Annotated in this window: 21 protein-coding genes and 2 pseudogenes; 18 read left to right on the top strand and 5 right to left on the bottom strand. The window is 71.2% G+C overall.

Annotation, left to right across the window (positions count from 1 at the left end):
• The first annotated feature begins 17 nt into the window (after positions 1–17).
• Entirely contained in the window at positions 18–704 is a 687-nt protein-coding gene (locus AC0ZLC_RS19045; RefSeq protein ID WP_476753164.1) for a response regulator transcription factor, read from the top strand.
• Positions 705–767: 63 nt separating this feature from the next.
• Here AC0ZLC_RS19045 and AC0ZLC_RS19040 read toward each other — a convergent pair whose 3' ends face one another.
• Positions 768–1,532 (bottom strand): maleate cis-trans isomerase family protein, encoded by a 765-nt coding sequence (locus AC0ZLC_RS19040; RefSeq protein WP_476753163.1) that lies wholly within the window; start codon positions 1,530–1,532, stop codon positions 768–770.
• Positions 1,533–1,800: 268 nt separating this feature from the next.
• Here AC0ZLC_RS19040 and AC0ZLC_RS19035 point away from each other — a divergent pair, with 268 nt between their 5' ends.
• From AC0ZLC_RS19035 to AC0ZLC_RS18975, 13 genes and pseudogenes are all read left to right on the top strand, one after another.
• Positions 1,801–2,958, top strand: a complete 1,158-nt coding sequence (locus AC0ZLC_RS19035) for an isopropylmalate synthase (protein ID WP_476753162.1) — start codon at positions 1,801–1,803, stop codon at positions 2,956–2,958.
• 43 nt (positions 2,959–3,001) lie between these two features.
• Positions 3,002–3,187 carry a lysine biosynthesis protein LysW gene (locus tag AC0ZLC_RS19030; protein WP_081222306.1) on the top strand — a complete coding sequence of 62 codons (186 nt, stop codon included), beginning with the start codon at positions 3,002–3,004 and terminating at the stop codon, positions 3,185–3,187.
• A 1-nt stretch (position 3,188) separates the two neighbouring features.
• Complete coding sequence (locus tag AC0ZLC_RS19025; protein ID WP_476753161.1) at positions 3,189–4,043, top strand: ATP-grasp domain-containing protein; 855 nt, start codon at positions 3,189–3,191, stop codon at positions 4,041–4,043.
• On the top strand, positions 4,040–5,095 hold the full coding sequence (argC, locus tag AC0ZLC_RS19020) for an N-acetyl-gamma-glutamyl-phosphate reductase (protein ID WP_476753160.1): 1,056 nt from the start codon (positions 4,040–4,042) through the stop codon (positions 5,093–5,095). The genes AC0ZLC_RS19025 and argC overlap by 4 nt, the downstream gene beginning before the upstream one ends.
• Positions 5,092–5,922: an amino acid kinase family protein gene (locus AC0ZLC_RS19015; protein WP_476753159.1), complete on the top strand. Its 831-nt coding sequence runs from the start codon at positions 5,092–5,094 to the stop codon at positions 5,920–5,922. Before argC ends, AC0ZLC_RS19015 begins: the two co-directional genes overlap by 4 nt.
• Positions 5,919–6,482: a type 1 glutamine amidotransferase gene (locus AC0ZLC_RS19010; protein WP_476753158.1), complete on the top strand. Its 564-nt coding sequence runs from the start codon at positions 5,919–5,921 to the stop codon at positions 6,480–6,482. The genes AC0ZLC_RS19015 and AC0ZLC_RS19010 overlap by 4 nt, the downstream gene beginning before the upstream one ends.
• A gap of 73 nt (positions 6,483–6,555) precedes the next feature.
• On the top strand, positions 6,556–7,671 hold the full coding sequence (locus tag AC0ZLC_RS19005; RefSeq protein WP_476753157.1) for a Glu/Leu/Phe/Val dehydrogenase dimerization domain-containing protein: 1,116 nt from the start codon (positions 6,556–6,558) through the stop codon (positions 7,669–7,671).
• Positions 7,671–9,440: an AMP-binding protein gene (locus AC0ZLC_RS19000; protein WP_476753156.1), complete on the top strand. Its 1,770-nt coding sequence runs from the start codon at positions 7,671–7,673 to the stop codon at positions 9,438–9,440. Before AC0ZLC_RS19005 ends, AC0ZLC_RS19000 begins: the two co-directional genes overlap by 1 nt.
• 35 nt (positions 9,441–9,475) lie before the next feature.
• Positions 9,476–10,774, top strand: coding sequence for a pyridoxal phosphate-dependent aminotransferase (locus AC0ZLC_RS18995; RefSeq protein ID WP_476753155.1), 1,299 nt, complete (start codon positions 9,476–9,478; stop codon positions 10,772–10,774).
• Between the two features lie 33 nt (positions 10,775–10,807).
• On the top strand, positions 10,808–11,779 hold the full coding sequence (locus AC0ZLC_RS18990) for a fumarylacetoacetate (FAA) hydrolase (protein ID WP_476753154.1): 972 nt from the start codon (positions 10,808–10,810) through the stop codon (positions 11,777–11,779).
• A 123-nt stretch (positions 11,780–11,902) separates the two neighbouring features.
• On the top strand, positions 11,903–13,303 hold the full coding sequence (locus tag AC0ZLC_RS18985) for an NtaA/DmoA family FMN-dependent monooxygenase (RefSeq protein ID WP_476753153.1): 1,401 nt from the start codon (positions 11,903–11,905) through the stop codon (positions 13,301–13,303).
• Positions 13,300–14,547: an LLM class flavin-dependent oxidoreductase gene (locus tag AC0ZLC_RS18980; protein ID WP_476753152.1), complete on the top strand. Its 1,248-nt coding sequence runs from the start codon at positions 13,300–13,302 to the stop codon at positions 14,545–14,547. The genes AC0ZLC_RS18985 and AC0ZLC_RS18980 overlap by 4 nt, the downstream gene beginning before the upstream one ends.
• An 82-nt stretch (positions 14,548–14,629) precedes the next feature.
• Positions 14,630–14,814: pseudogene (locus tag AC0ZLC_RS18975) on the top strand (IS5/IS1182 family transposase); the annotation flags it as partial.
• On the opposite strand, the pseudogene AC0ZLC_RS18970 reads toward AC0ZLC_RS18975, so the two are convergent.
• Together AC0ZLC_RS18970 and AC0ZLC_RS18965 are read right to left on the bottom strand one after the other, a co-directional pair.
• Positions 14,808–15,095: pseudogene (locus AC0ZLC_RS18970) on the bottom strand (Tn3 family transposase); the annotation flags it as partial. The pseudogenes AC0ZLC_RS18975 and AC0ZLC_RS18970 sit on opposite strands and share 7 nt — an antisense overlap.
• 387 nt (positions 15,096–15,482) lie before the next feature.
• On the bottom strand, positions 15,483–16,274 hold the full coding sequence (locus tag AC0ZLC_RS18965; protein ID WP_476753151.1) for a hypothetical protein: 792 nt from the start codon (positions 16,272–16,274) through the stop codon (positions 15,483–15,485).
• Positions 16,275–16,697: 423 nt separating this feature from the next.
• Between AC0ZLC_RS18965 and AC0ZLC_RS18960 the strand changes: the two genes are divergently transcribed.
• Complete coding sequence (locus AC0ZLC_RS18960; RefSeq protein WP_476753150.1) at positions 16,698–17,174, top strand: transposase family protein; 477 nt, start codon at positions 16,698–16,700, stop codon at positions 17,172–17,174.
• Positions 17,175–17,717: 543 nt separating this feature from the next.
• Positions 17,718–18,155, top strand: a complete 438-nt coding sequence (locus AC0ZLC_RS18955; protein WP_476753149.1) for a hypothetical protein — start codon at positions 17,718–17,720, stop codon at positions 18,153–18,155.
• 38 nt (positions 18,156–18,193) lie between these two features.
• On the opposite strand, the gene AC0ZLC_RS18950 is transcribed toward AC0ZLC_RS18955, so the two are convergent.
• Both AC0ZLC_RS18950 and AC0ZLC_RS18945 read right to left on the bottom strand, forming a co-directional pair.
• Positions 18,194–18,343 (bottom strand): hypothetical protein, encoded by a 150-nt coding sequence (locus tag AC0ZLC_RS18950; RefSeq protein ID WP_476753403.1) that lies wholly within the window; start codon positions 18,341–18,343, stop codon positions 18,194–18,196.
• Between the two features lie 224 nt (positions 18,344–18,567).
• Positions 18,568–19,143, bottom strand: a complete 576-nt coding sequence (locus tag AC0ZLC_RS18945) for a pep a2 (protein WP_476753148.1) — start codon at positions 19,141–19,143, stop codon at positions 18,568–18,570.
• Between the two features lie 308 nt (positions 19,144–19,451).
• Between AC0ZLC_RS18945 and AC0ZLC_RS18940 the strand changes: the two genes are divergently transcribed.
• Together AC0ZLC_RS18940 and AC0ZLC_RS18935 are read left to right on the top strand one after the other, a co-directional pair.
• Positions 19,452–19,742 carry a DUF5133 domain-containing protein gene (locus tag AC0ZLC_RS18940; RefSeq protein ID WP_476753386.1) on the top strand — a complete coding sequence of 97 codons (291 nt, stop codon included), beginning with the start codon at positions 19,452–19,454 and terminating at the stop codon, positions 19,740–19,742.
• Between the two features lie 86 nt (positions 19,743–19,828).
• Positions 19,829–20,535, top strand: a 707-nt coding sequence (locus tag AC0ZLC_RS18935) for a maltotransferase domain-containing protein (protein WP_476753147.1), incomplete at its 3' end; no start/stop codon positions are given.

The raw sequence follows: 20,535 nt of genomic DNA, 5'->3' as shown, positions 1-20,535 counted from the left end.
GGAGTGGGGGTGGGCACGTGAGGGTGCTGGTGGTGGAGCAGGACAGCGAGGCAGCGGCGACCATGGTGAGTGATCTCAGACGGCAGGGATTCACCGCGCGCAGTGTCGGCACCGGAGAGCTGGCCCTGCGGGTGCACGGCGACGCGGATCTGGTGCTCTTCTCCCTGGAGCTGCCGGACATCGACGGTCTGGAATTGTGCCGCGAACTGCGCAGGAGCGCCGACACGGCACTGATAGCCGTCACCGACGCCGAAGACGAACTGGGGCGGGTCCTCGCCCTGAACGCGGGCGCCGACGACTGCGTGGTGAAAACCTGGGGATTCCGTGAGGTCGGGGCTCGTATCGGAGCGGTCCTGCGCCGGGCCCGGCCCCGTCAGACCCTCCCGGAAGCCATTTCGCTGCGCCCTCTGCATATCGATCCCCGGCTGCGGGAAGTGCGTCTGCACAACCGGCTCATCAACGTCACGTCGAAAGAATTCGAGCTGCTCTACACCCTGGCCGCCACCCCCGAAACGGTCGTGACGCGCAAGGAGTTGATGGCCCGGGTCTGGGGAAGCGACTGGGGGCACACCAGTCGCACCATCGACACGCATGTGAGCAGTCTCCGGGCGAAACTCGGGTGCAGCGGCTGGATCATCACGGTCCGGGGCGTCGGCTACCGCATGGGGCACGCCTGGCGCATGCCCGAATCGTCCGCGGGCTGAGGGCCGGCTCGGCAAAGGGCCCCGGGAGAGCGCGCCGCCCCGGGGCCCTGTCCGTCGTGCCGGTCAGACCGTCGCGCGCTCCAGCCTCCGCAGCAGCGGGTGGCTCGCCTCGCCGGTGTCGCCCGCCACCCGGCGCGCCCACCAGGCCGACGCGAGGTTCGAGGTCAGCAGCGTGCGTCTCGGCTCCCGCCGGACCAGTTCGGTGAGCGCGGCGAGTGTCCCCATGCCCGTCCCGGTGAACAGCAGAGCCGTACCGGCGGGCAGTTCCCGCTCCCGCAGGCGGCGCAGGACCGCCGCGGTCGTCACCTCGTACGGGTCGTAGTGTGCGTCGCCCGCAGCCGGACCCGCAGGGCCCGGATCGACCGGGACGAGCACCACTTCGTCGACCGTCAGTCCTGCCCGCTCCCAGAAGGCGCGTGAGGTGTCCGTGAGCCACGGCTGGTACGGAGAGACGAGCGTCAGACGCCTCACGTCGAGCGCCTCGCAGGCGGCGAGGATCGCCTGGGTGGAGGACTGCACAGGGAAGCCGGCACGCTCGGACAGTTCGTCGCAGAAGGCCCGGTCGCCCTCGGGTCCCAGCAAGTAGTGCGACGCGCTGCACGCGACCACGGTGGCGTCCAGACGCAGGGCACCGAAGCTGCCGAGCAGTCCCGGAAGCACCTCGTTGTACGTCTCCAGCATGGTCCTGAGCCCGGCTCCGGGGGTCACCGGGAAACGGGAGGTGTACACGTTCATCCCGGTACCGAGCAGATGGTTGAACTCGGGTTCCGCCGTGGGGTTCTCCGGCGGCACGACGAGCCCCAGCCGGGGCAGCGAGAAGAGATCCATGTCCGCACCGTAGGACGCGGGTCCCGCCGACGCCCGTACGTCGTGCGGTATTTGGCGAGCACACCACACCCTTCTTGCAGTCCCTTTCCCTTCTGACATTCCTTGACACTCCACCACACAGCTCTGACACCGGCGATGTTGCTCTTTCCGGCCGGGGGACGAAGGATATGGATCAGCGATCCGCGATCAACGCCGAGGCACCCCCCAATTCCGATTCACAGACCCTTTCGGGAATGCAACCCCTGTCGGGAACAAGGAGTGGAAGAAAATGCCAGCAGCAGAGAGCCCCGAAAAACTGGAAAGGCCTCCTCGCATATCCGACGCGACGCTGCGGGACTCCGCACACATGGCGGGCGTCGAGTTCGGCCCCGAGGACGCCGCCGCCATCGCGGACCTGCTGGTGCGTACGGGCGTCGAACTCGTCGAGGTGGGCATGGTCTCCGGCCCCGAATCCAGGGACGCCGACCTCGTCCTCGCCACCCACGGGGCCATCGGCCCGGACCGCAGCATGACGCTTCTGGTGGTGCGCGACCGCCGTCAGGTCGCTCGGGCTCTCGACGAGGCCGAGCGCCTGGGCGTGCGCCACATCATGTACTCCATCCCCACCTCCGAGCAGCACGCACAGTTGAAGCTCGACTCGGCCAGCCCCAAGTTCCTCCAGGCGCTCGCGCGTTCGGCGATCACGCAGGCCAAGGAGCGCGGCTTCCACGTCACGTTCAGCGGCGAGGACGGCGCCCGCACTCCCAGGGAACGGCTGGTTCCCTACGTCGAGGCCGGGTTCGCGGCAGGTGCCGACCGGTTCCGGCTCGCGGAGACCGTCGCCTACCTGTCCCCGTGGCAGATGGAAGAGGTCATCGCGGACATCGCCGCGATCGACGGCTCCGAGATCGAGATCCACTCGCACAACATGCTGGGGATGGCCGTCGCCAACTCCCTCGCCGCCGTCCGAGCGGGCGCCCAGTGGATCTCTGCGACGGTCGGCGGCATCGGGGAGCGAGGCGGCAATGCCCCGCTCGCCGAGCTGCTCACCTCGCTGCGCGTGATCCACGGCGACACGCGCTTCGACCTGACCCATCTCACCGAGCTGTCACGCATCGCCCTCAGAGGCGCCGGCCTCGGGGACGCCTTCCAGTCCGGACCGACCACCCCGCACGCCTTTGCGTACGAACTGCCCGGCCAGCTGAACCACCCGCACGCGTACGAGACCCTCCCCGCCGAACTCGTCGGCAACACACGCGAGTTGCGGGTACGCAGTCGGCTGACCGGCGCCCTGGTCGCCTGGGCCCTGGCCGACTCGGACCTCGAGGTCGACGTCGGCGCCCTCACCGCGTGGCTGGCCGAGCGGCAGGAGCGCGACGGCCGCCCGCTGCTCGACCGGGACGCGATCCGCAAGGCAGCCATCGACTTCCGCCCCGTGCACGCCTGACATCCCCACCGCCCATGTCCCGCCCATTTTCACGGAGTTGACGATGTCCACCGCCACCCTGACCGGCGTATGCCCCGAGTGCGAGACCGACCTGACCGTGCCCCCGGTCACCAAGGGCGAGACCCTCTCCTGCCCGGAGTGCATCCTGACCCTCCGCGTCGAGGCCGTCGAGGACGGCCGGCTGACGCTGGAGATGATCGAGGTGCAGCTCCGCGACTGGGGCCAGTGACATGGGCGGTCATCGCGCTGTCGCCATCGTCGCCGACCGCATCGCCTGGGAGGAACGCCTGATCATCGAGGCCGGGCCCGCCTCCGGTCTGCGCATCGACTGGGTCAACGACGAGTCCCTCTCCCTCGGCCACCCCGACGCCCCGGCCGTCCGGGGGTACGACACCCTGCTGATCCGCAGCCGCAGCTACACCCGCGGGGGACTGATCGCCACCCTCGCCGAAGCGGCCGGCGTCCCCACCCTGAATACCGCCCGGGCCATCCACGCCTGCGAGAACAAGGCCGCCCTGCGCGCCCTGCTGCACACGGCGGGCGTGCCGGTGCCGGACCACCGGCTCGTGCTGTCCCGCAAGGACTTCGACAAGGCGCTCGCCGATCTGCCACTGCCCCTCGTCCTCAAGCCCGTCTTCGGCGGCATGGGCAAGCGGGTCACGCTCATCCGGCACGCCGACACCGCCCACTCCGTGTACGACTACATCGAGGACCTGGCCCACGCCTTCGAGCAGGCCAGCGTGGTGGAGCCGTACCTCGGCGGCACCTCGGTGCGCTGCCTCGTCGTCGGGCGTGAGCTGGTCGGCGCGGCGGAGTTCGAGAGCGGCGGGAGCGACTGGCGCAACAACGCCGCGCTCGGCAACAAGAACCGTGCGGTCGCCCACGACCCCGACGTACTCAAGATCATCGACGGTGTGGTGGGTGTGCTCGGCCCCGGGATCTACGGGGTCGACCTGTTCGGCACCCCGGACGGTTACGTCGTCAACGAGGTCAATCACGCGCCCGGGTTCCGGGCGGTGTCCTCCGCCACCGGGGCGGACATCCCCTCGGCCATCGGCCGTTACGTGCAGGAGCTACTCGCATGATCCGTGCAGGAGTCGTCGGTGCCTCCGGGCTCGCCGGCGGCGAACTCATCCGACTCATCAGCCAGCACCCCGACCTGGAGCTGACGTTCCTCGGCGGTTCCTCCAGCATCGGCAGGCGTCCCTCCGAGCTGCACCCCGGCCTGCGCATCCACCAGGGCCTGACGGTGCAGCCGGTCACCGAGGAAGTCGCGGACCAGGTCGACGTCCTCTTCCTGGCCACCCCGGCCACGGTCTCGGCCGAGTTGGCCTCACTGCTCGCCGACCGGATCCCGGCCGTCATCGACCTCAGCGGTGCCTTCCGCATCCGCACCCCGGAACTGCACGACCGCTGGTACCCGAAGGTCAAGCGGCGGGCCGACCTGACGGACCGCTTCGTCTACGGCGTACCGGAACTGGTCGGCGACCGCCTGAAGGACGCCGCCCTGATCTCGCTGCCCGGCTGCTACGCCACCGCCATCACCTTGGGCCTGGCCCCGCTCACCCTCGGCCTCGGTCTCGCGCTGAAGACGGTGGTGGTGGACGGAAAGAGCGGGTCGAGCGGCGGCGGACTCCAGCTGCGCACCTCCGACCTGCACCCGTTCCGGGCCGGAGCCATCGCCCCCTACTCCCCCACCGGGCACCGGCACGCCGCCGAGGTCGGTGACTTCCTGGAGCGGAGCAGGCCCGGCGGCATCGGCAGCCTGTCCATGTCGGCGTACGGCGTCTCGAACGTACGCGGGCTGCTGACCTCCTCGTACGTCTTCACCGACGACAAGGTGGACCAGCGCGAGCTGTCGCGGGCCTACCTGCGCTTCTACAAGGGGCGCCCGTTCGTGCGGGTGCGGCGGCACGACGAGACACTGATCCCGGTGCCCGACCCGCAGGTCGTCCTCGGTTCCAACTTCGCGGATGTGACGGTCCTGCACGACGAGGAGGGCGGCCGGATCGTGGTCCTCGCCGCACTCGACAACCTCGTCAAGGGCGCCGCGGGCCAGGCCGTGCAGGCTCTGAACCTGAGGTTCGGCCTGCCGGAGGAGACGGGGCTGACGCAGCAGCCGGTGATGCCGGCATGAGCACACATCGTTCCGCGCCCACGGTGGTCAAGCTCGGCGGGAGCTGCCTGGACGATCTGGACGGCGGCTGGTGGGACGACCTGGCCCGCCACGGCCAGGACCACCCCCTGGTTCTCGTGCACGGCTGGTCCAAACCGCTCAAGAAGGTCAGCGCCCGCTACGGCGAACCGTCGGCGATCCTGCGCGACCGGTACGGCAACCAGAGCCGGTGGACCACTCCCGAGGTCATCGACGACATCAAGGCCGTCAGCGCCGAACTCGCCGAGGACGTCCTGGGGCGGCTGAAGGACCGGGGCATCACCGCCGAGCGGCTGCTCGGCAGCGAGGGTCTGGTGAGCGCGGGCCAGGGCGAGCGCTGGTGGTGGCGGGAGAAGCAGCTCGTCGAGCTGGACAACCTCGTCGGACCGATCACCGGGGTCGACGTGGCCCCGCTGACGAACCTCCGGCCCGGCCACGCCTGCCTCGTCACCCCTCTCGCGCGGAACGCGGCGGGCCAGGAGGTCAACACCGACGCCGACCGGGCCGCCGCCGCGATCGCGGGGGCCACCGGCGCGAGAGACCTGGTCCTGGTCACCGACGTCGGCCACCTCCTGATCGACGGGGAACCGGTGCGCCGGATCAGTGGCCGGGACGCGGCCGCCTTTCGCGACAGGGGCGCGAAGGGCGGCATGCGCAAGAAGCTACGAGCCGCCGGCGAGGCCCTGGAGCACGGCGTGGAGCGGGTCGTCATCGGCAGCGCCGCCGTCACGGAACTGCTGGACGGCCGTACCGGCACGCTCATCACCGACACCCCGACCTCCACCCGCACGTCAGGAGCGAGCGCATGACGCGGCCCCGTGTCCTGGTCGTCGACAACGGCACACTCTCCCTGCGGCAACTCCGCTCCCGTTTCGAGGAGTTGGGGTCACAGACCGAGGTGTCCGACGCCGTGTCCGTACCCGCCCGGGTGGACGGCCGCTACCAGGCGATCGTGCTGAGCGGCACGAAGGTGCGCGCGTACGACAGCGAGTACTACCAGCCGCTGACCGACCTCGTCGCCCACGCCAGCGTGCCGGTCTTCGGCATCTGCGGCGGCATGCAGATACTCGCCGTGGCGGCCGGCGGACACCTCGTGCAGGGGCCGCAGCGGGTCGGCGGACACGAGGCGCAGGTCGACACGGAGGAGCCGCTCTTCGCCCATGTGAAGCCGACGGTCACCGTCTTCCACCGGCACACCCTCTACCTCCGGGAAGCTCCGGCGGGTTACCGCTCGATAGGCCGCTCCGAGCACGCGCCCGTCGAGTTCCTCCGCTCCGACGACGGCCGGATCCTCGGCTCGCAGGCCCATCTGGAGTTCCGCAGGGACGGTCTGGAGATCCTGCGCGGCTTCGCGCAGCTCTACCAGTGAGCCGCGTCCGGCCCGGCTCCCCCTGTCCGCCGACTCACGACACCGCTGACACACCAGACCCAAGGACTACGCCATGAGTGCTCCGGAAGACCCGCAGGACCCCGCCCTCACCGTCCACCTCAACGGCAGCGGGGGCACCATCAAGGGCTGGGTGGTGGTCGACACGCTCGTCGACGGCCTGGCCATGGGCGGCACCCGGATGACCGCCGGGGTGACCGAGGACGAAGTCGCCGGCCTGGCCCGCGACATGACCGAGAAGTTCACCCTGGCGGGGCTGCGCATCGGCGGCGCCAAGGCCGGGATCGTCTCCGACGGCGCCGACCGCGAGGAGACCTTCCGCACCTTCGGCCGCACGGTGAAACCGCTCCTGCACGGCGGCATCCACCTCGGCATCGACATGGGCGTCACCCCCGCCGACCGGGCCGTCTTCTTCGCCGAGGCGGGCTACGACCCCCGCTACCGCCTCGGCGCCCCGGACATGCCGATCGACTGGCGCACGTACTACGAGCCCCTGATCGACGTCACCGGGCATGGGGTCGGGGTCGCCGCGGTCACCGCCCTGGAGGCAAGCGGCCGCAGGGAGCCGGCCCGGGTGGTCGTGCAGGGCTTCGGCGCGGTGGGCCGGGCGGTGGCGCGGTTCCTGGAGGACCGCGGGCACATCATCGTGGGCGTCGCCGACGTCCAGGGGACCATCACCGCGGACCGCCTGCCGGTGGCCGAACTGGTCGCTGTGACCGATGAGTTCGGGCGCATCGACCGCACCCGCCTGCCGCAGGACGTCACCCTCTCCAGCGGGCCGGACGCGTGGCTGGACGTCGCCGCGGACATCCTGATCCTGGCGGCGCAGAAGTACGCGCTCACCGCCGAGAACACCCACCGTCTGCGGGCGGGTCTGGTGGTCGAGGGCGCCAACCTCGCCTCCAGTGCGGTGGCGAAGGAGAAGGTCGCCGCATCCGGGGCCGCCCTGGTCCCGGGCGTGATCGCCAACATCGGCGGCGCCGCCTCGGCGGCCCTGGCCGTCACCCGGGTCGTCCCGTTCGACCTGCCGGCCGAGGCGCGCAAGGCGTGGGTTTTCGACTGGGTCGGTGACCGGGTGCGGCGGAACACCCGGGACCTGCTGGAGATCGGGGCCGCCCGGGCGGGCGATCCGCTTCCCGAGCTGCTCGCGGCCCGCCGGAAGGACCGCTGATGAGTACGGCGGCTTCGGCACGGTCCACCACCCCCGGGGAGGAGGCCCGGCCCGGTCGGCGAGAGGCGGCGGGCCCGGCCTCCCGGGAGCACTCCGCCGAGTACCGGCACCGCGGGTGGTGGCGGGACGAGACCTTCCTCGACGACCTGCACCGCCAGGCCCGCCTGCGCCCGCGCCGGCTGGCCGTCGCGGGCCGGCGCGTCGCGGAGTCCCGCACCGACACGCTCGACTACGCCGAACTGAACCGGCTGACCGACCGGTTCGCCCTGGCCCTGCTCGAACTGGGTGTGGAACGGGGGGACTTCGTCGCCGTACAGCTTCCCAACCGCTGGGAGATGGTGCCGCTGATCTTCGCCTCGATCAGGGTCGGCGCCGTCGTCATCCCGATGTCGCCCATCTGCACGGAGGAGGAACTGCGCCACCGCCTCGGACTCACCGGTGCCCGGGTGTGCGTCACCCTCCCCGAATGGTCGGGCACACCGCTCGCCGAGACCGTCGTCCGACTCAAGGGCGAACTCCCGTCCCTCGCTCATGTGTTGGTGGTCGACGGCCCGGTCCCCGAGGGCGCCCTCCCCTTCCACGGGCATTTCGTGGCTGTGGAGCGGGAGGAACAGGAGGACGCCGCCGCGCGGCTGGAGGGCCTGGCGCTCGGGGCGGACGACCCGTTCGTGGTGCTGTTCACCTCCGGCACCACCGGCCCGTCCAAGGGCGTCCTGCACAGCCAGAACACGGTCCACTCGGCCGTACGCGGGTACGTCGACGCGTTCGGGGCGGGCGACGACTGGGTTGCCGCGGTCTCCACCCCGCTCGTCCACTACTCGGGGTTCGCACAGGGTGTCCTGGCAGGTGTCATGCTCGGCGGCACCGTCGCCTTCCAGGACGTACGCCGCAACGAGGCACTGCTCGACCTGGTGGAACGGTACGGTGCCACCCTCCTGTACGGGCCGCCCGCCACCCTCGCCGACGTCGCAGCGTCGCAGCGGGCCGAGCAGCGCGACACCCGTACGCTGCGGCACGTGGTGATCGGCTCGGCGCCGGTGCTGCAGGAGCTTGCCGACGAGGTGCACGAGACGCTCGGCGCCCGGGCCCACTCCCTGTGGGGCATGTCGGAGAACGGCCCCGTGACCACCACCCGGCCGGAGGACCCCGAGGGCTGGGCGGCGCGGAGCAACGGGCGCGCCATCGACGCCATGGAGACCCGCATCGAGACCGCCGAGGCGCTCGGAGCCTCGGCGGCACCCGGCACGCTGGGCTCGGTGGGACGGCTCAAGGTGCGCGGCGCGTCGCTCGCCCTCGGATACCACGCGCGTCCGGAGGCTTTCGCGGCCGAACTCGACGCGGACGGCTGGTTCGACACCGGCGACCTCGCCCGCGACGACGGCCGGGGTGGTGTCCGCATCGTCGGCCGGGCCCGGGACGCGATCGTGCGGGACGGGCACGTGGTGCCGATGACCGAGCTGGAGGCGGTGATCGGCAGCCACCCGAAGGCAGCGGAAGCCGCGTTGGTCGGCCTGGAGCCGGCCGAACGCGGCCCGCGGGACGGCGGAGCGGGCGGTGCCCGGAGCGTGATCGTCGCCGTCGTGGTCGGTCGCAGCGGGGAAGGCCCGTCGCTCGACGAGGTCCGGGCCCGCGTCACGGCGGCGGGGTACGACCCCCGCTTCCTGCCGGACCGGGTGGAGCCGGTCCCGGCTCTGCCGAAGACGCTGACCGGCAAGGTCCGCAAGGCGGAGCTGCGCGAACGGTTCGCCTCGACGACGCCGGCGTCCTGACCACCCCTGTCCCGCCCCCGAGAGCTGGAGCTGCCATGCCCGAACCCACACCGGTCTCCATGTCGGCCACGCTGGCCGCGGACGAGGCCCTGGCCCGACGGCGCCGGGCCGGGGAGCGGGTCCTTTCGATGGCCGCCGGAGAGATCGGCCTGCCCGTCCTCCCCGCGCTCAGGGAACGGTTCGCCGCCGCGGCCGCCGAGAACGCGTACGGCCCCGTCGCCGGGAGTCCGCTCCTGCGGACCGCCGTCGCCGGATACTGGGAGCGCCGCGGCCTGGCCGTGGACCCCGGGCTCGTCGTGGCGGGCCCCGGCAGCAAGGCGTTGCTGTTCGCGCTGTTCCTCGCCATCGGCGGGGACGTGATCGTGCCGGTGCCGAGCTGGGTCAGCTACGCGGCTCAGGCCCGGCTCGTCGGCGCCCGGTCCATCCCGGTACCGATCCTGCCGGGGCAGGGCGGGGTGCCCGACCCGGACCGGCTCCGCGAGGCCGTCGCCGCCGCCCGGGCCGTCGGGCACAACCCGCGCACCGTCGTCGTCACCGTGCCGGACAACCCGACCGGCACCCTCGCCTCGGCCGGCACCGTGCGGCAACTGGCCGAGGCCGCACGCGAACTGGACCTGCTCATCGTCTCCGACGAGATCTACTGCGACCTGGTGTACGACACCTCCGCACCGGCCGTCTCGCCGGCCCGGCTCGCTCCTGAGCGGACCGTGGTCACCACCGGACTCACCAAGAACCTGGCACTGGGCGGCTGGCGCACGGGAGTGGCCCGGCTGCCGGACAGCGAGCAGGGGCGCGCCCTGCACGCCCGGCTCGTCGCGGTCGCCAGCCAGATCTGGTCGAGCCCGCCCGCGCCGGTGCAGACGGCCGCCGCGTACGCGTTCACCGAGCCGCCCGAGGTCACCGACCGGGTCACGGCGAGCCGGCGGCTGCACGAGCGGGTGGTGCGGGCCGTCGCGGCCCAATTCACCGCCGTGGGCGCGGAACTGGCTCCCGTCGCCGCCACCTGCTACCTCTACCCGGACTTCGAGCCGTTGCGGGACAGCCTCGCCCGGACGCACGGGGTGCACGACGGCGACGCCCTGGTCCGGCTGCTCTCCGAACGACACGGGGTCGGTGTCCTGCCGGCGAGCGCCTTCGGGGAGCCGGGGCGCCCCCTGCGGATCCGGGCGGCGACCAGCCGCCTCTACGGCGACACCGACGGACGGCGCACGGCCGCGCTGGAGGCGGCGGACCCGCTCGCCCTGCCGTGGATCCGGGAGTCCGTCGACCGGGTCGGCGAGGTCCTGGCCTGGCTCACCGGCACGGAGCTGTCCGCCCCCATCTCCCACTTCTGACCCCACCTCACCCACCCGACAGAGGAGTCAACCATGTCCCACCCCCACCTGCCCGTGCTGTTCGAGGCTCTCCACCACGGTGAGCGCCATGTCGGCTTCGGGCGTCCCGAGGACGGCGCCCCGCTGACCCTGTACCGGGTGGAGGAGGGCCGGACGGCCGCTGCCTTCATCGCCACGGACGGTTCGGAGCAGGCCTTGCGGACCGCTCTCACCGAGGGCGCGGCGACGGTCACCGTCACCGCGGGCGACCCGGAGCTGCGCCTGCTGCCGCCGCTGCTGCCGGCGGCCACGGGCAGCGCCCTGCTGAGCGGCTTCATGGGCACGCACAAGAAGAAGTGGGGCGGCGAAACGGCCCCTGAGGGCGCGGAGTTCACCCCGCCGAAGTGGTTCTTCAAGGGGTTCGGCGACTGGGTGCGGCTGCCGGGTGAGGTGCTGAATGTTCCGGCGCACCCGGTCGCCCTCATCGAGGAGCCGGAGGTCGCTCTCGTCTACGTCAACGATGCCGACGGCACGCCCCACTACGCCGGGTACACCTTCGGCAACGACCTGTGCGACATCGGTCTGCACCGCCAGGACCCGGGCTACAACCCGTACTGCAAACTGTGCGACACGGCGCTCACCCCCTGGCTCTTCCTCGGCCCCCCGCCGCGCACGGTGACCGGCCGGGTCACCATCTCCCGGGACGGCGCGACCGCTTGGGAAGGCGCCTTCGACTGCGGGGACGACGCCCTGTACTACCGGGTGCAGGACATGGCGGACCACCTGTTCACCTTCCCGGCGGTGCGGCGGCCCGGACTCGTCAACTACGTACTCCTGGGCGCCGACGAGGCCAGCTTCCACGACGGTTTCCGGATTGCCGACGGCGACCGCATCGCCATCGACGTGAAGAGCCACGGCGTCGCATTCGAGAACCAGGTGCGCTACGTCTCTCCGGCGCCGTCCACCACCCCGGGTGCGGTCCCGGCCCCCTCCGCGGACGCGCCCGAACCTGTTCCGGCGGCATGAACACCTCGTTAAGTGCGGCCAGTTGAGCTGGGCAGGCGCCGACCGGCCCAGGCACGCTGAGGCCACCACCGCGTCCCGAGGACCGACGACACGCCGACCGACTTCGCAGGAGGAGACCGCACCGTGCCCGCCACCCGTAAGAAGCAGGTGCACCTCGCGGCACAGCTGCCCGGCATCCACAACGTGACCGTCTGGTCGGACCCGCGCTCCGGGAGCCAGATCTCCATCGACTCCTTCGTCCGGCTCGCGCAGACCGCCGAACGCGGCAAGTTCGACTTCTTCTTCCTCGCCGAGGGACTGCGGCTGCGCGAGCACAAAGGACAGGTCTACGACCTGGACATCGCGGGGCGCCCGGAGAACCTGACCATGCTGAGCGCCCTGGCCGCCGTCACCACCGACCTCGGCCTCGCCGCCACCGTCAACACGACCTTCAACGAGCCGTACGAGGTGGCGCGCAGGTTCGCGACCCTGGACCGGCTCAGCGGCGGCCGGGCCGCCTGGAACGTGGTGACCAGCTACGACGCCTTCACCGGGGAGAACTTCCGCCGGGGCGGCTTCCTGCCCGAGGCCGACCGCTACACCCGGGCCGCCGAGTTCCTCTCCACGGCACGGGAGCTGTGGGACAGCTGGACGGAGGGCGACCTGCGCGCAGACGCGGCGACGGGAGAGTTCGTCAGGGCCGGGACCGGCCGCTTCGCCCACCACGGACAGCACTTCGGCATATCCGGCCGGTTCACCACCCCGCCCGGCCCGCAGGACCGCCCGGTGATCATCCAGTCGGGCGAGTCCGACGCGGGACGCGAGTTCGCCGCGTCCGACGCCGAGGTCATCTTCAGCAAACACAACCAACTCGACGCCGCCCGCGACTTCTACCGGGACGTGAAGCGGCGCCTGGCCCGGTACGGCCGCAGCCCCGACGATCTGCTGATCCTCCCCACCGCCAACGCGGTCGTCGCCGACACCGACGAGGAGGCCGCCGCCTACGCCGCGGAGATCAGCCGCGACCTGGTGAGCCCGCAGACCGCGATCGCCCACCTGGAGGCGGTCTGGGGCCGCGACCTGTCCGCCTACGACCCGGACGGACCGCTTCCCGACATCGAGCCGGCGGACGACGCGCACCTCCTCAAGGGCCATTCCGTGTTCAGGAAGGGCCGGGGAGAGACGGCGCGGCAGTGGCGCAAGCTGGCCGAGGAAAGGAACCTCTCCATCCGGGAACTGGTCGTCGAGGTCGGCGGACGCCAGACGTTCGTCGGCAGTCCGCGTACGGTCGCCGACGTCATCGACCACTTCGTCCAGACCGACGGTGCCGACGGCTTCGTCCTCGTCCCGCACCTCGTCCCCGGCGGCCTGGACGACTTCGTGGACCGGGTGGTGCCGCTGCTCCAGGAGAAGGGCGTCCACCGCGACGACTACACCGGCACCACGCTCCGCGACCACCTCGGCCTGTCCGGGGCACCCCGCCCGGCCGGGTGGGGCGGCACCGGCGTACGCGCCGGGCACCACGAAAAGGAGACCTCCCGATGACCGGCACGACCCGCGCCCACGACACGACGGCCGGTCCCGGCGCCCCGCTGCATCTCGCCGTCGCCCTCGACGGCGCGGGCTGGCATCCCGCGGCCTGGCGCGAGGCCGACGCCCGGCCCGGCGAGCTGCTCACCGCCGCCTACTGGGCGGACCTGGTCGTGGAGGCCGAGCGGGGGCTGCTCGACTTCGTCACCATCGAGGACGCCCTCGGACTCCAGTCCGCCGCCTTCCACCGGCCGGACGACCGCACCGACCAGGTCAGAGGCAGCCTGGACGCGGTGCTGCTCGCGGCGCACCTGGCGCCGGTGACCAGTCACATCGGGCTGGTCCCTACGACGAACGTCACCCACACCGAACCGTTCCACCTGGCCATCGGCATCGCCACGCTCGACCACGCCGGCCGGGGGCGCGCCGGCTGGCGGCCACAGATATCGTCGCGCGCGGCCGACGCCGCCCACTTCGGCCGCCGCACCACGCCCCGCCTCACCGATGAGGACGTGACCGACCCGGAGCTGATCGCCAAGCGACTGCGGGAACTCTTCGCGGAGGGCGCCGAGGTGGTGGAGGCGGCCCGGCGGCTCTGGGACAGCTGGGACGACGACGCGGAGATACGGGACGCGTCGACAGGCAGATTCATCGACCGGGACAAGGTCCACCACATCGACTTCCAGGGCACGTACTTCAGCGTCAAGGGCCCGTCGATCACCCCGCGCAGCCCCCAGGGCCAGCCGCCCGTGGTCAGCCTCGCGCACGCGTCCACTCCGTACGAGTTCGCGGCTCTCAGCTCCGACGTCGTCCACATCACGCCGCACGACAGGGCGGGCACGACGTCCATCCTCGCCCAGGTCGCCGAGGCGGTGGAGCGATCCGGCCGGGACGTGGCGGAACGGCCGCTGAGGACCTTCGCGGATCTCCTCGTCCTCCTGGACGAGGAGCCGGGTACCGCCTCCCGGCGGCTGGCCCGCCTGAACGAGACCGCCGGTGCCGAGCTCGCGTCCGACGCCGCGATCTTCACCGGCACGCCCGGCGAACTGGCCGACCTGCTGCTCGACTGGCGCTCGGCCGGCCTGGACGGCTTCCGCCTGCGGCCGGGCACCCTGCCGCACGATCTGACGGCGATCACCCGCGGTCTGGTCCCGGAGCTCCAGCGGCGTGGGGTGTTCCGTACGAAGTACGCATCCGCCACACTGCGCGGGCACCTGCGTCTCCCGCGCCCCGCCGGACGGTACGCGGCGGCGGGCTGACAACCCCCGGCCCGAGCTGCCCGGCCTTCCTCACGCTGTCGGAGTACCAGTGTGCGCGGGACGCGGCCGGTCTGACACCGACGGCCCGTCCGGCGCGACTGCCCACCGGCGGTTCTCGGAGTGGTCGAAGGCCAGGGTGTGGGCCAAGCTTCACCGCTTGGTCCTCGACAAGCTCGGTGCCCGAGGCGACCTGGACTGATCGCGGTGCGCGATCGACTCGGTGAACATGCGGGCCCTCAAAAGGGGGACCTGACAGGTCCGATGCCGCGCTTGAACCCGAAGTACTTCGGCGACGGCGCGGCGCTGATGGTGCGGACGGGGACGACGAACCGCAGCCCGTCCACCGAGGGGAGCAGCACGTCGCCCCAGAACTTCACGATGGGCACCTCGGCCTGGGCGGCGATCAACCGCGCGTTGACCGCGGCCACGGTGTCGGCGCGCAGGTGGTACTGGTCTACGTGCACGAGCCGGGCCCGGGTCGGGGCCTCGTAGCCGGGGTTCACCACCACGGCCAGGCGGATGTTGCACGCCTTCGACACCAGCAGCGCACATCGAGTGTGGGAACGGACAGGGCCAGCAGCGCCACGTCGTCGCGTTCGGTGTCGGAAAGGGTGTCCAGAAGCGCGACGGTGTCGTCGATCAGGGCACCGGCGGGCAGGCAGCCCTCCGGTGCCTAAAGGACCGCGTCCGCGCGCACCCCGGCCCGGGCACTGGCTGTGTCCACGAGAGCGGGCTCTGGCACAGATCGGGTTTGACCCATGATCTGGAAGCCGTGGTCGCTGGGCTGAGTCCTCACTGGAGCTTAGGGGTTATCGAGGTTGCCGTGAATCGGACGAAAAAGATCAAAAGGCAGCTCTACGGGCGGGCCGGATTCGAACTACTCCGCAAAATGATCTGATCCTGCTCCAGTATCAAGCAGCCGCAGGCTCGGGGGATCAGCCGCGGTCGAGCCGCGGCAGCGACGCACAGAGGTGCTCGGGCAATTCCGGCAGGACTTCGTGGATCCCGGCGCACCCCGCGTCGCCATTCGTGGTGACCGGCCGCCAGCCCGAGGACTCGGCCCGGTAGAACCAGCGCTGGGAGACACCAGATGAGGAGCAGCCGTCGCCGGCGTCACCGCACGCCGGCCCCATCCGGGTCGACAGGTCCAGCACCAGCCACGTGTCGTCGCAGCCGCGTTCCTCCCAGCTCGTGTGCTTGGGGATGTCCGTGTCGTTGACCGCCTGCCCGTACGAGGACGGAGTGCAACGCGGCGGCGTGGGGTCGCAGCCGTTCTCACCGCACTGCCGCAGAGCGGGTGGCGTGGCACCGACGGGGGTGTACACGTCCATGCTGTTCACCATGACCCTGCGGGAGCCCAGGGGCTCGCCCAGCTTCACCATCGCTTTGACCCGCCGCGTGCCGGTGCAGCCGGAGTCTTGGTCCAGGGAACGGGTCTCGTACGTCACGCTCGCGTACACCGTGCCGTGCTCGATGGTGTCGAGCTGACCGTGCAGGCTGCGCACGCAGTCGCGAGCCCCGTCGGGCACTTCGGCATCGACCACCAGAGACCGGCCGCCGTCGGCGGTACGGACGCCGTCGATGCGAATCGGAGCGGCGAGCGTCCAGGCGGCGGCCGTGGCCGTGCCTGTCGCCTCCGCATCGGTCTTGGCGGTCTGGGAACCGCAGCCGGCGAGGACCACCAGGGCCGCGCCGAGCACGACCACCCATATCCCCCGCTGCCACATGTCATGCCCCCGTCCGCCGAAGAACGCCAGCCTAGCGTGCCCCGGGTGTCCCTCACCCTCTCCTCCGGAACCGCCTGCAGGGCAGATCCAGACCGAGCACGTCATTCAGGGCGTGGAAGATGCTGCATCAGTGACCCGCCGTGACGGCTCCCCAAGATCTGTGCCAGATCCCGAGAGCGGACAGCATTTGTTCACCGCTTCGGGCAGCAGACGGCGGTGGGTGCGAATCGAACATTCAGCAGTTTCGGGTTCTGGCACAGATGTTGGGAAGTCGTCGCGGAGCGTAACCCCAATGTTCGATTGTGCGGCGATGGGTTCGCGTGAGACCGCGTACGCCTTGTCGCCCGACACCCGAAATTGACGCTCCCTCAGGTGCCTGCCGGCGGCTGCTGCGGTCGGTTGTGGACGGTGATGGTGCTGGTCATGCAGACCGATGCACCATTCTGGGACTCGCTGGTGTTCGACGAGGTGGATGTCGAGGCGGTGACGGCCGCGGTCGGCAGGGTCGAGGTGGTGGCGAGAGGCCGCGCGGCCGGGGCTACATGTCCGGACTGCGGCGGCTTCTCGGACCGTGTCCACGACCGTTACCAGCTCAGGCTGAGAGATCTTCCGCTCGCTGATCAGGGCTTCGTGATCCGGCTGACGGTTCGGCGCTTCATCTGCGGAGCGGCGGACTGCCCGCGCCGGACGTTCGCCGAACCGTTCTCCCAGCTGGCTGCCCCGCACGCACGGTTCACCACTCGGCTCAACCAAGCCTTGGAGCGGGTGGGACTGGCACTGGCCGGGCGGGCCGGTGCACGCTTGGCCGCCCAGCTGGGATTCGGCGCGCGCAACCCTGGCCCCCGCCACCCTCGCGCTGCTCACCCTCACCGCTACCATCGCCGCAACAGGGCCCGCTGAGGCAGCCTCCACACGTATCCGCCTGGGCGGCGCCTTTGATGTGAGCCGCACCTCCTGGCAGGGCCCCGCCTTCACCATGAACGGTGACGGCAAGATCCCCACCGCCCCGATGGCACGCGCCATCGATGCCATCCGCGGGGGCACCGGCAGCCTGGACGTCGTCGTCCTCGGCGTCTCGGCACCCGCCTCGGGGAGCAAGACCCCCCAATGCGACACCGTCATGACCCTGCCGGGTATCAACTCCTGTACGACCTGGACTCTCACCGCGACACGAGACGGCGACAACAGCCAGGTCAACACCGACATCCGCAACGCCGAGTTCGTGTTTTTTGCCGGCGGCGACCATTGCCGCTACGCCGCATGGAAGGGCACCGCACTGGAGGCATCGGTGGAATCAGTCGTGGCCAAAGGCGGCGGCTCCGGCGGAGGCAGCGCCGGCACCACATCAACAGCCCCGTCGTCTACGACGCCTGCAATGGCAGCGTCACCAGCCCCGAAGCCCTCGCCGACCCCTACAACAGCTACATCTCGTTCACTACGGGCATGTTCGATCGGCCCGACTACGGCGGTGTCATCAACGACTCGCACTTCGTGGCCCGCGACCGCATGGGCCGCACCATGGCGTTCCTCGCCCGGGCCATCAACGACGGACGGACCGCCGACGGCAAGGCATGGGGCGTAGGAGTGGACGAAAGTAGCTCCCTGTACCTCGACAGCTCCGGGCAGGCCACGCTCTACGGCAAGGGCGCCTACGTCGTCCTCGGCGACCACCAGCCCGAACAGGCCGCGCCGGGCAAGCCACTGACCTTCTCGAACTACAAGATCTGGCACCTGGCCGCTGGCCAGACATACGACTTCAAGAACCGCCCCACCTGCGGCTACTACCTCCGCAGCGTCACCAACGGCGTCGCCGACGCAAACCTCTACGACGGAACGCCGCAAAGCGACTGCGGCGCCCCGCCCCCGCCCGCTTCGGCATAGCGGTCCAGGACGGCGAAGGAGGTCTTCTCGTCGGTCACCTAACCGAACAGCATCGCGCTGAGCGCCAGCACGCTCACCTCGCGGCGGGTCGCCGGATCGGTGCCGATCATGCGGTACTTCATGGTGTGGGCCTCCCCTGTGGGCCGGCGGTCGCGGGCGCGGTGGGGAGTCTGGATCTTGAAGTGCACTTGAAGTCAAGTCCCCTTGTGCACAGTCGACTTGACGGAGGCAAACCGGGCGCGTCCGGCGATGCCGGTGGCTGCGTAAGGGAGTTGACCCCGACCGCCGGGACGGCGGCCCGTCCGGGACCGGGAGACCGGCGGAACGTCACCGGGCCGCGGCTGCCGAAGCAGGCCGCGGCCCGGTGGAGCGCCCCGTAGGGCGGGGAGGCCGTGCGTCACACGGCGGCGCGTCACACGGGAACCCGCGGACGGGTCGTCGGCCGGGGCGCGGTCTCGTCCGGCGTCCGGGCTCGGGCGCGCTCGGTCTCGGCCTCGACCGGGGCGTCGGCCGCGGGTCCGGCCAGGGCCGGCACCGGGACTTCGCGCGGCGTCTGGAGCGCCTCCAGCAGTGCGGGCGAGGGTACCGCCGGCACCAGCGGGGCGCGCTCGGACGACTGGACGCGGCGGGCGAACCAGATGATCTTGCCGCCGACGCCCGTGGCGCAGCAGCCCCAGCCGTCGCTGAGTGCGGCGATCCGGGCCAGGCATCCCTGCGGCGCGTAGTGCGGCCGGATGTCCTGGTTGTTGTCCGAGATGGCGGTGATCAGGTGCTGACCGTTCCACCACATCTCGATGGAGGTGTTCTTGTCCGTCGCGTGGCGGTCGATCGTGTGCAGCAGCGCTTCCGCGCACTGACAGACGGACTCGGCGAGAATCTCCAGGTTCCAGTACCGGAGATGGGCGGCCAGGATACGCCTGACCTGCCCGACCTTTTCCGGGCTGACCTCCACGTCGAGGTGGTAGTAGCAGGGCACTACAGCGTTCATCGTCGTTGGCTCCTCACCGGCGAAGCTCTCGCTTCTCCCACCGCCCTGACGGGCCGAGCCCCGAACACGAAGCGTGAGCAGTGATCGCTCCTGAGTCACTCCCAGGGTGGGAGCACTAGTCCGTTCGTGCAACTCGAAAGCCACCCCCGGGCTTTTCGTTGAACGGCCAACAAGACGCTCGCGGACCTCCCGTGCACCATGGGGGAGGGTCCGGTGCTGTAACCGACCGGTACCTCTCCGTGCGCGGCCTCCGGGCAAACCCCGGGCGAGCCGCGCACACTCCACAGAGTGGGAAGGTGACCAGCGAGATGTTGCTACCCGCGAAGGCTGAAGTCGCCCGGCATCTGGAGCGATACCGGGCGTGGGAACGCCTGCTGCTCGCCGCCCCCGCCGACCACACGGTGCGGGGGAAGTTCGAGAACACGGCGTACACCCTGTGCGTGCTGATGGGCGAACGCTGCGCCCGTGAGGCCGCCGACGCCGCCGAACGCTATCTGCGCCCCCGCACGGCGGCCAAGGCCCTCCAGCACATGAGCGGCCGGCCCCACGGCGGCACGAGCACACCGAGCCGCGGCGCGAGCCCGGCACTCGGCGGATAACGACAACGAACCCCGCTGCACGGCCGGGCCTTTCCGATGCAGCTCTCAACCGCAGGCTGTGCTCGAGGACGGCGGAGGCGACACCCATGGACCTGGACGGCAACCCGGCCACCGGCCGCATCCCGATCGTGGATGTGCGGCCGGTCGTCGACCGCGGCACCCGGCCGGCGAAAGCCGTCGTGGGCGAGACCTTCCAGGTCACCGCCACCCTCTTCGGCGAGGGACACGACACGGTGGGGGCCAACGTCGTGCTGTGCGACCCGGACGGCCGCCCGGGCCCGTGGACCCCGATGCGCGAACTCGCCGCCGGCTCCGACCTCTGGGGCGCCGAGATCACGCCCGGGACGGCCGGGTCGTGGACGTACTTCGTGGAGGCGTGGAGCGATCCGGTGGGCGCGTGGCGTCGTGCCGCCGGGATGAAGATCCCCGCCGGGGTCGACGTCCCGCTGGTTCTAGAGGAAGGTGCCGAGCTGTACGAGCGGGCCGCCGCCGCCGTGCCGCGAGGTGCCGGACGCGGGACGGTCAAGGCCGCGGCCAGGACGCTGCGCGACGACTCCCGCCCGCCGCACGTCCGGCTCGCGGCGGCGCTGGACCCCGAGGTGGACGCCATCCTGGCCGCTCACCCCCTGCGCGACCGCCTCTCCCGTACGGCTCCCCTGCCGCTGCTCGTGGAGCGTGAACGGGCGCTGTACGGCGCCTGGTACGAGTTCTTCCCGCGCTCCGAGGGCGCCGTGGTCCGTGCGGGCCGGCCGCCGGTGAGCGGGACCTTCCGCACCGCGGCCGAACGCCTGCC

It is taken from the genome of Streptomyces sp. GLSS-08 (assembly GCF_056387915.1).
Note: the sequence above shows the minus strand (reverse complement) of the source record. Positions and strands in the feature narration are given on the sequence as shown.

Coding starts and splice junctions, on each gene's coding strand:
- AC0ZLC_RS19040 (WP_476753163.1), bottom strand. CDS start 1,532: ATGGATCTCTTCTCGCTGCCCCGGCTGGGGCTCGTCGTGCCGCCGGAG.
- AC0ZLC_RS19035 (WP_476753162.1), top strand. CDS start 1,801: ATGCCAGCAGCAGAGAGCCCCGAAAAACTGGAAAGGCCTCCTCGCATA.
- AC0ZLC_RS19030 (WP_081222306.1), top strand. CDS start 3,002: ATGTCCACCGCCACCCTGACCGGCGTATGCCCCGAGTGCGAGACCGAC.
- AC0ZLC_RS19025 (WP_476753161.1), top strand. CDS start 3,189: ATGGGCGGTCATCGCGCTGTCGCCATCGTCGCCGACCGCATCGCCTGG.
- argC (WP_476753160.1), top strand. CDS start 4,040: ATGATCCGTGCAGGAGTCGTCGGTGCCTCCGGGCTCGCCGGCGGCGAA.
- AC0ZLC_RS19015 (WP_476753159.1), top strand. CDS start 5,092: ATGAGCACACATCGTTCCGCGCCCACGGTGGTCAAGCTCGGCGGGAGC.
- AC0ZLC_RS19010 (WP_476753158.1), top strand. CDS start 5,919: ATGACGCGGCCCCGTGTCCTGGTCGTCGACAACGGCACACTCTCCCTG.
- AC0ZLC_RS19005 (WP_476753157.1), top strand. CDS start 6,556: ATGAGTGCTCCGGAAGACCCGCAGGACCCCGCCCTCACCGTCCACCTC.
- AC0ZLC_RS19000 (WP_476753156.1), top strand. CDS start 7,671: ATGAGTACGGCGGCTTCGGCACGGTCCACCACCCCCGGGGAGGAGGCC.
- AC0ZLC_RS18995 (WP_476753155.1), top strand. CDS start 9,476: ATGCCCGAACCCACACCGGTCTCCATGTCGGCCACGCTGGCCGCGGAC.
- AC0ZLC_RS18990 (WP_476753154.1), top strand. CDS start 10,808: ATGTCCCACCCCCACCTGCCCGTGCTGTTCGAGGCTCTCCACCACGGT.
- AC0ZLC_RS18980 (WP_476753152.1), top strand. CDS start 13,300: ATGACCGGCACGACCCGCGCCCACGACACGACGGCCGGTCCCGGCGCC.
- AC0ZLC_RS18965 (WP_476753151.1), bottom strand. CDS start 16,274: ATGTGGCAGCGGGGGATATGGGTGGTCGTGCTCGGCGCGGCCCTGGTG.
- AC0ZLC_RS18960 (WP_476753150.1), top strand. CDS start 16,698: ATGCAGACCGATGCACCATTCTGGGACTCGCTGGTGTTCGACGAGGTG.
- AC0ZLC_RS18955 (WP_476753149.1), top strand. CDS start 17,718: ATGTTCGATCGGCCCGACTACGGCGGTGTCATCAACGACTCGCACTTC.
- AC0ZLC_RS18945 (WP_476753148.1), bottom strand. CDS start 19,143: ATGAACGCTGTAGTGCCCTGCTACTACCACCTCGACGTGGAGGTCAGC.
- AC0ZLC_RS18940 (WP_476753386.1), top strand. CDS start 19,452: ATGTTGCTACCCGCGAAGGCTGAAGTCGCCCGGCATCTGGAGCGATAC.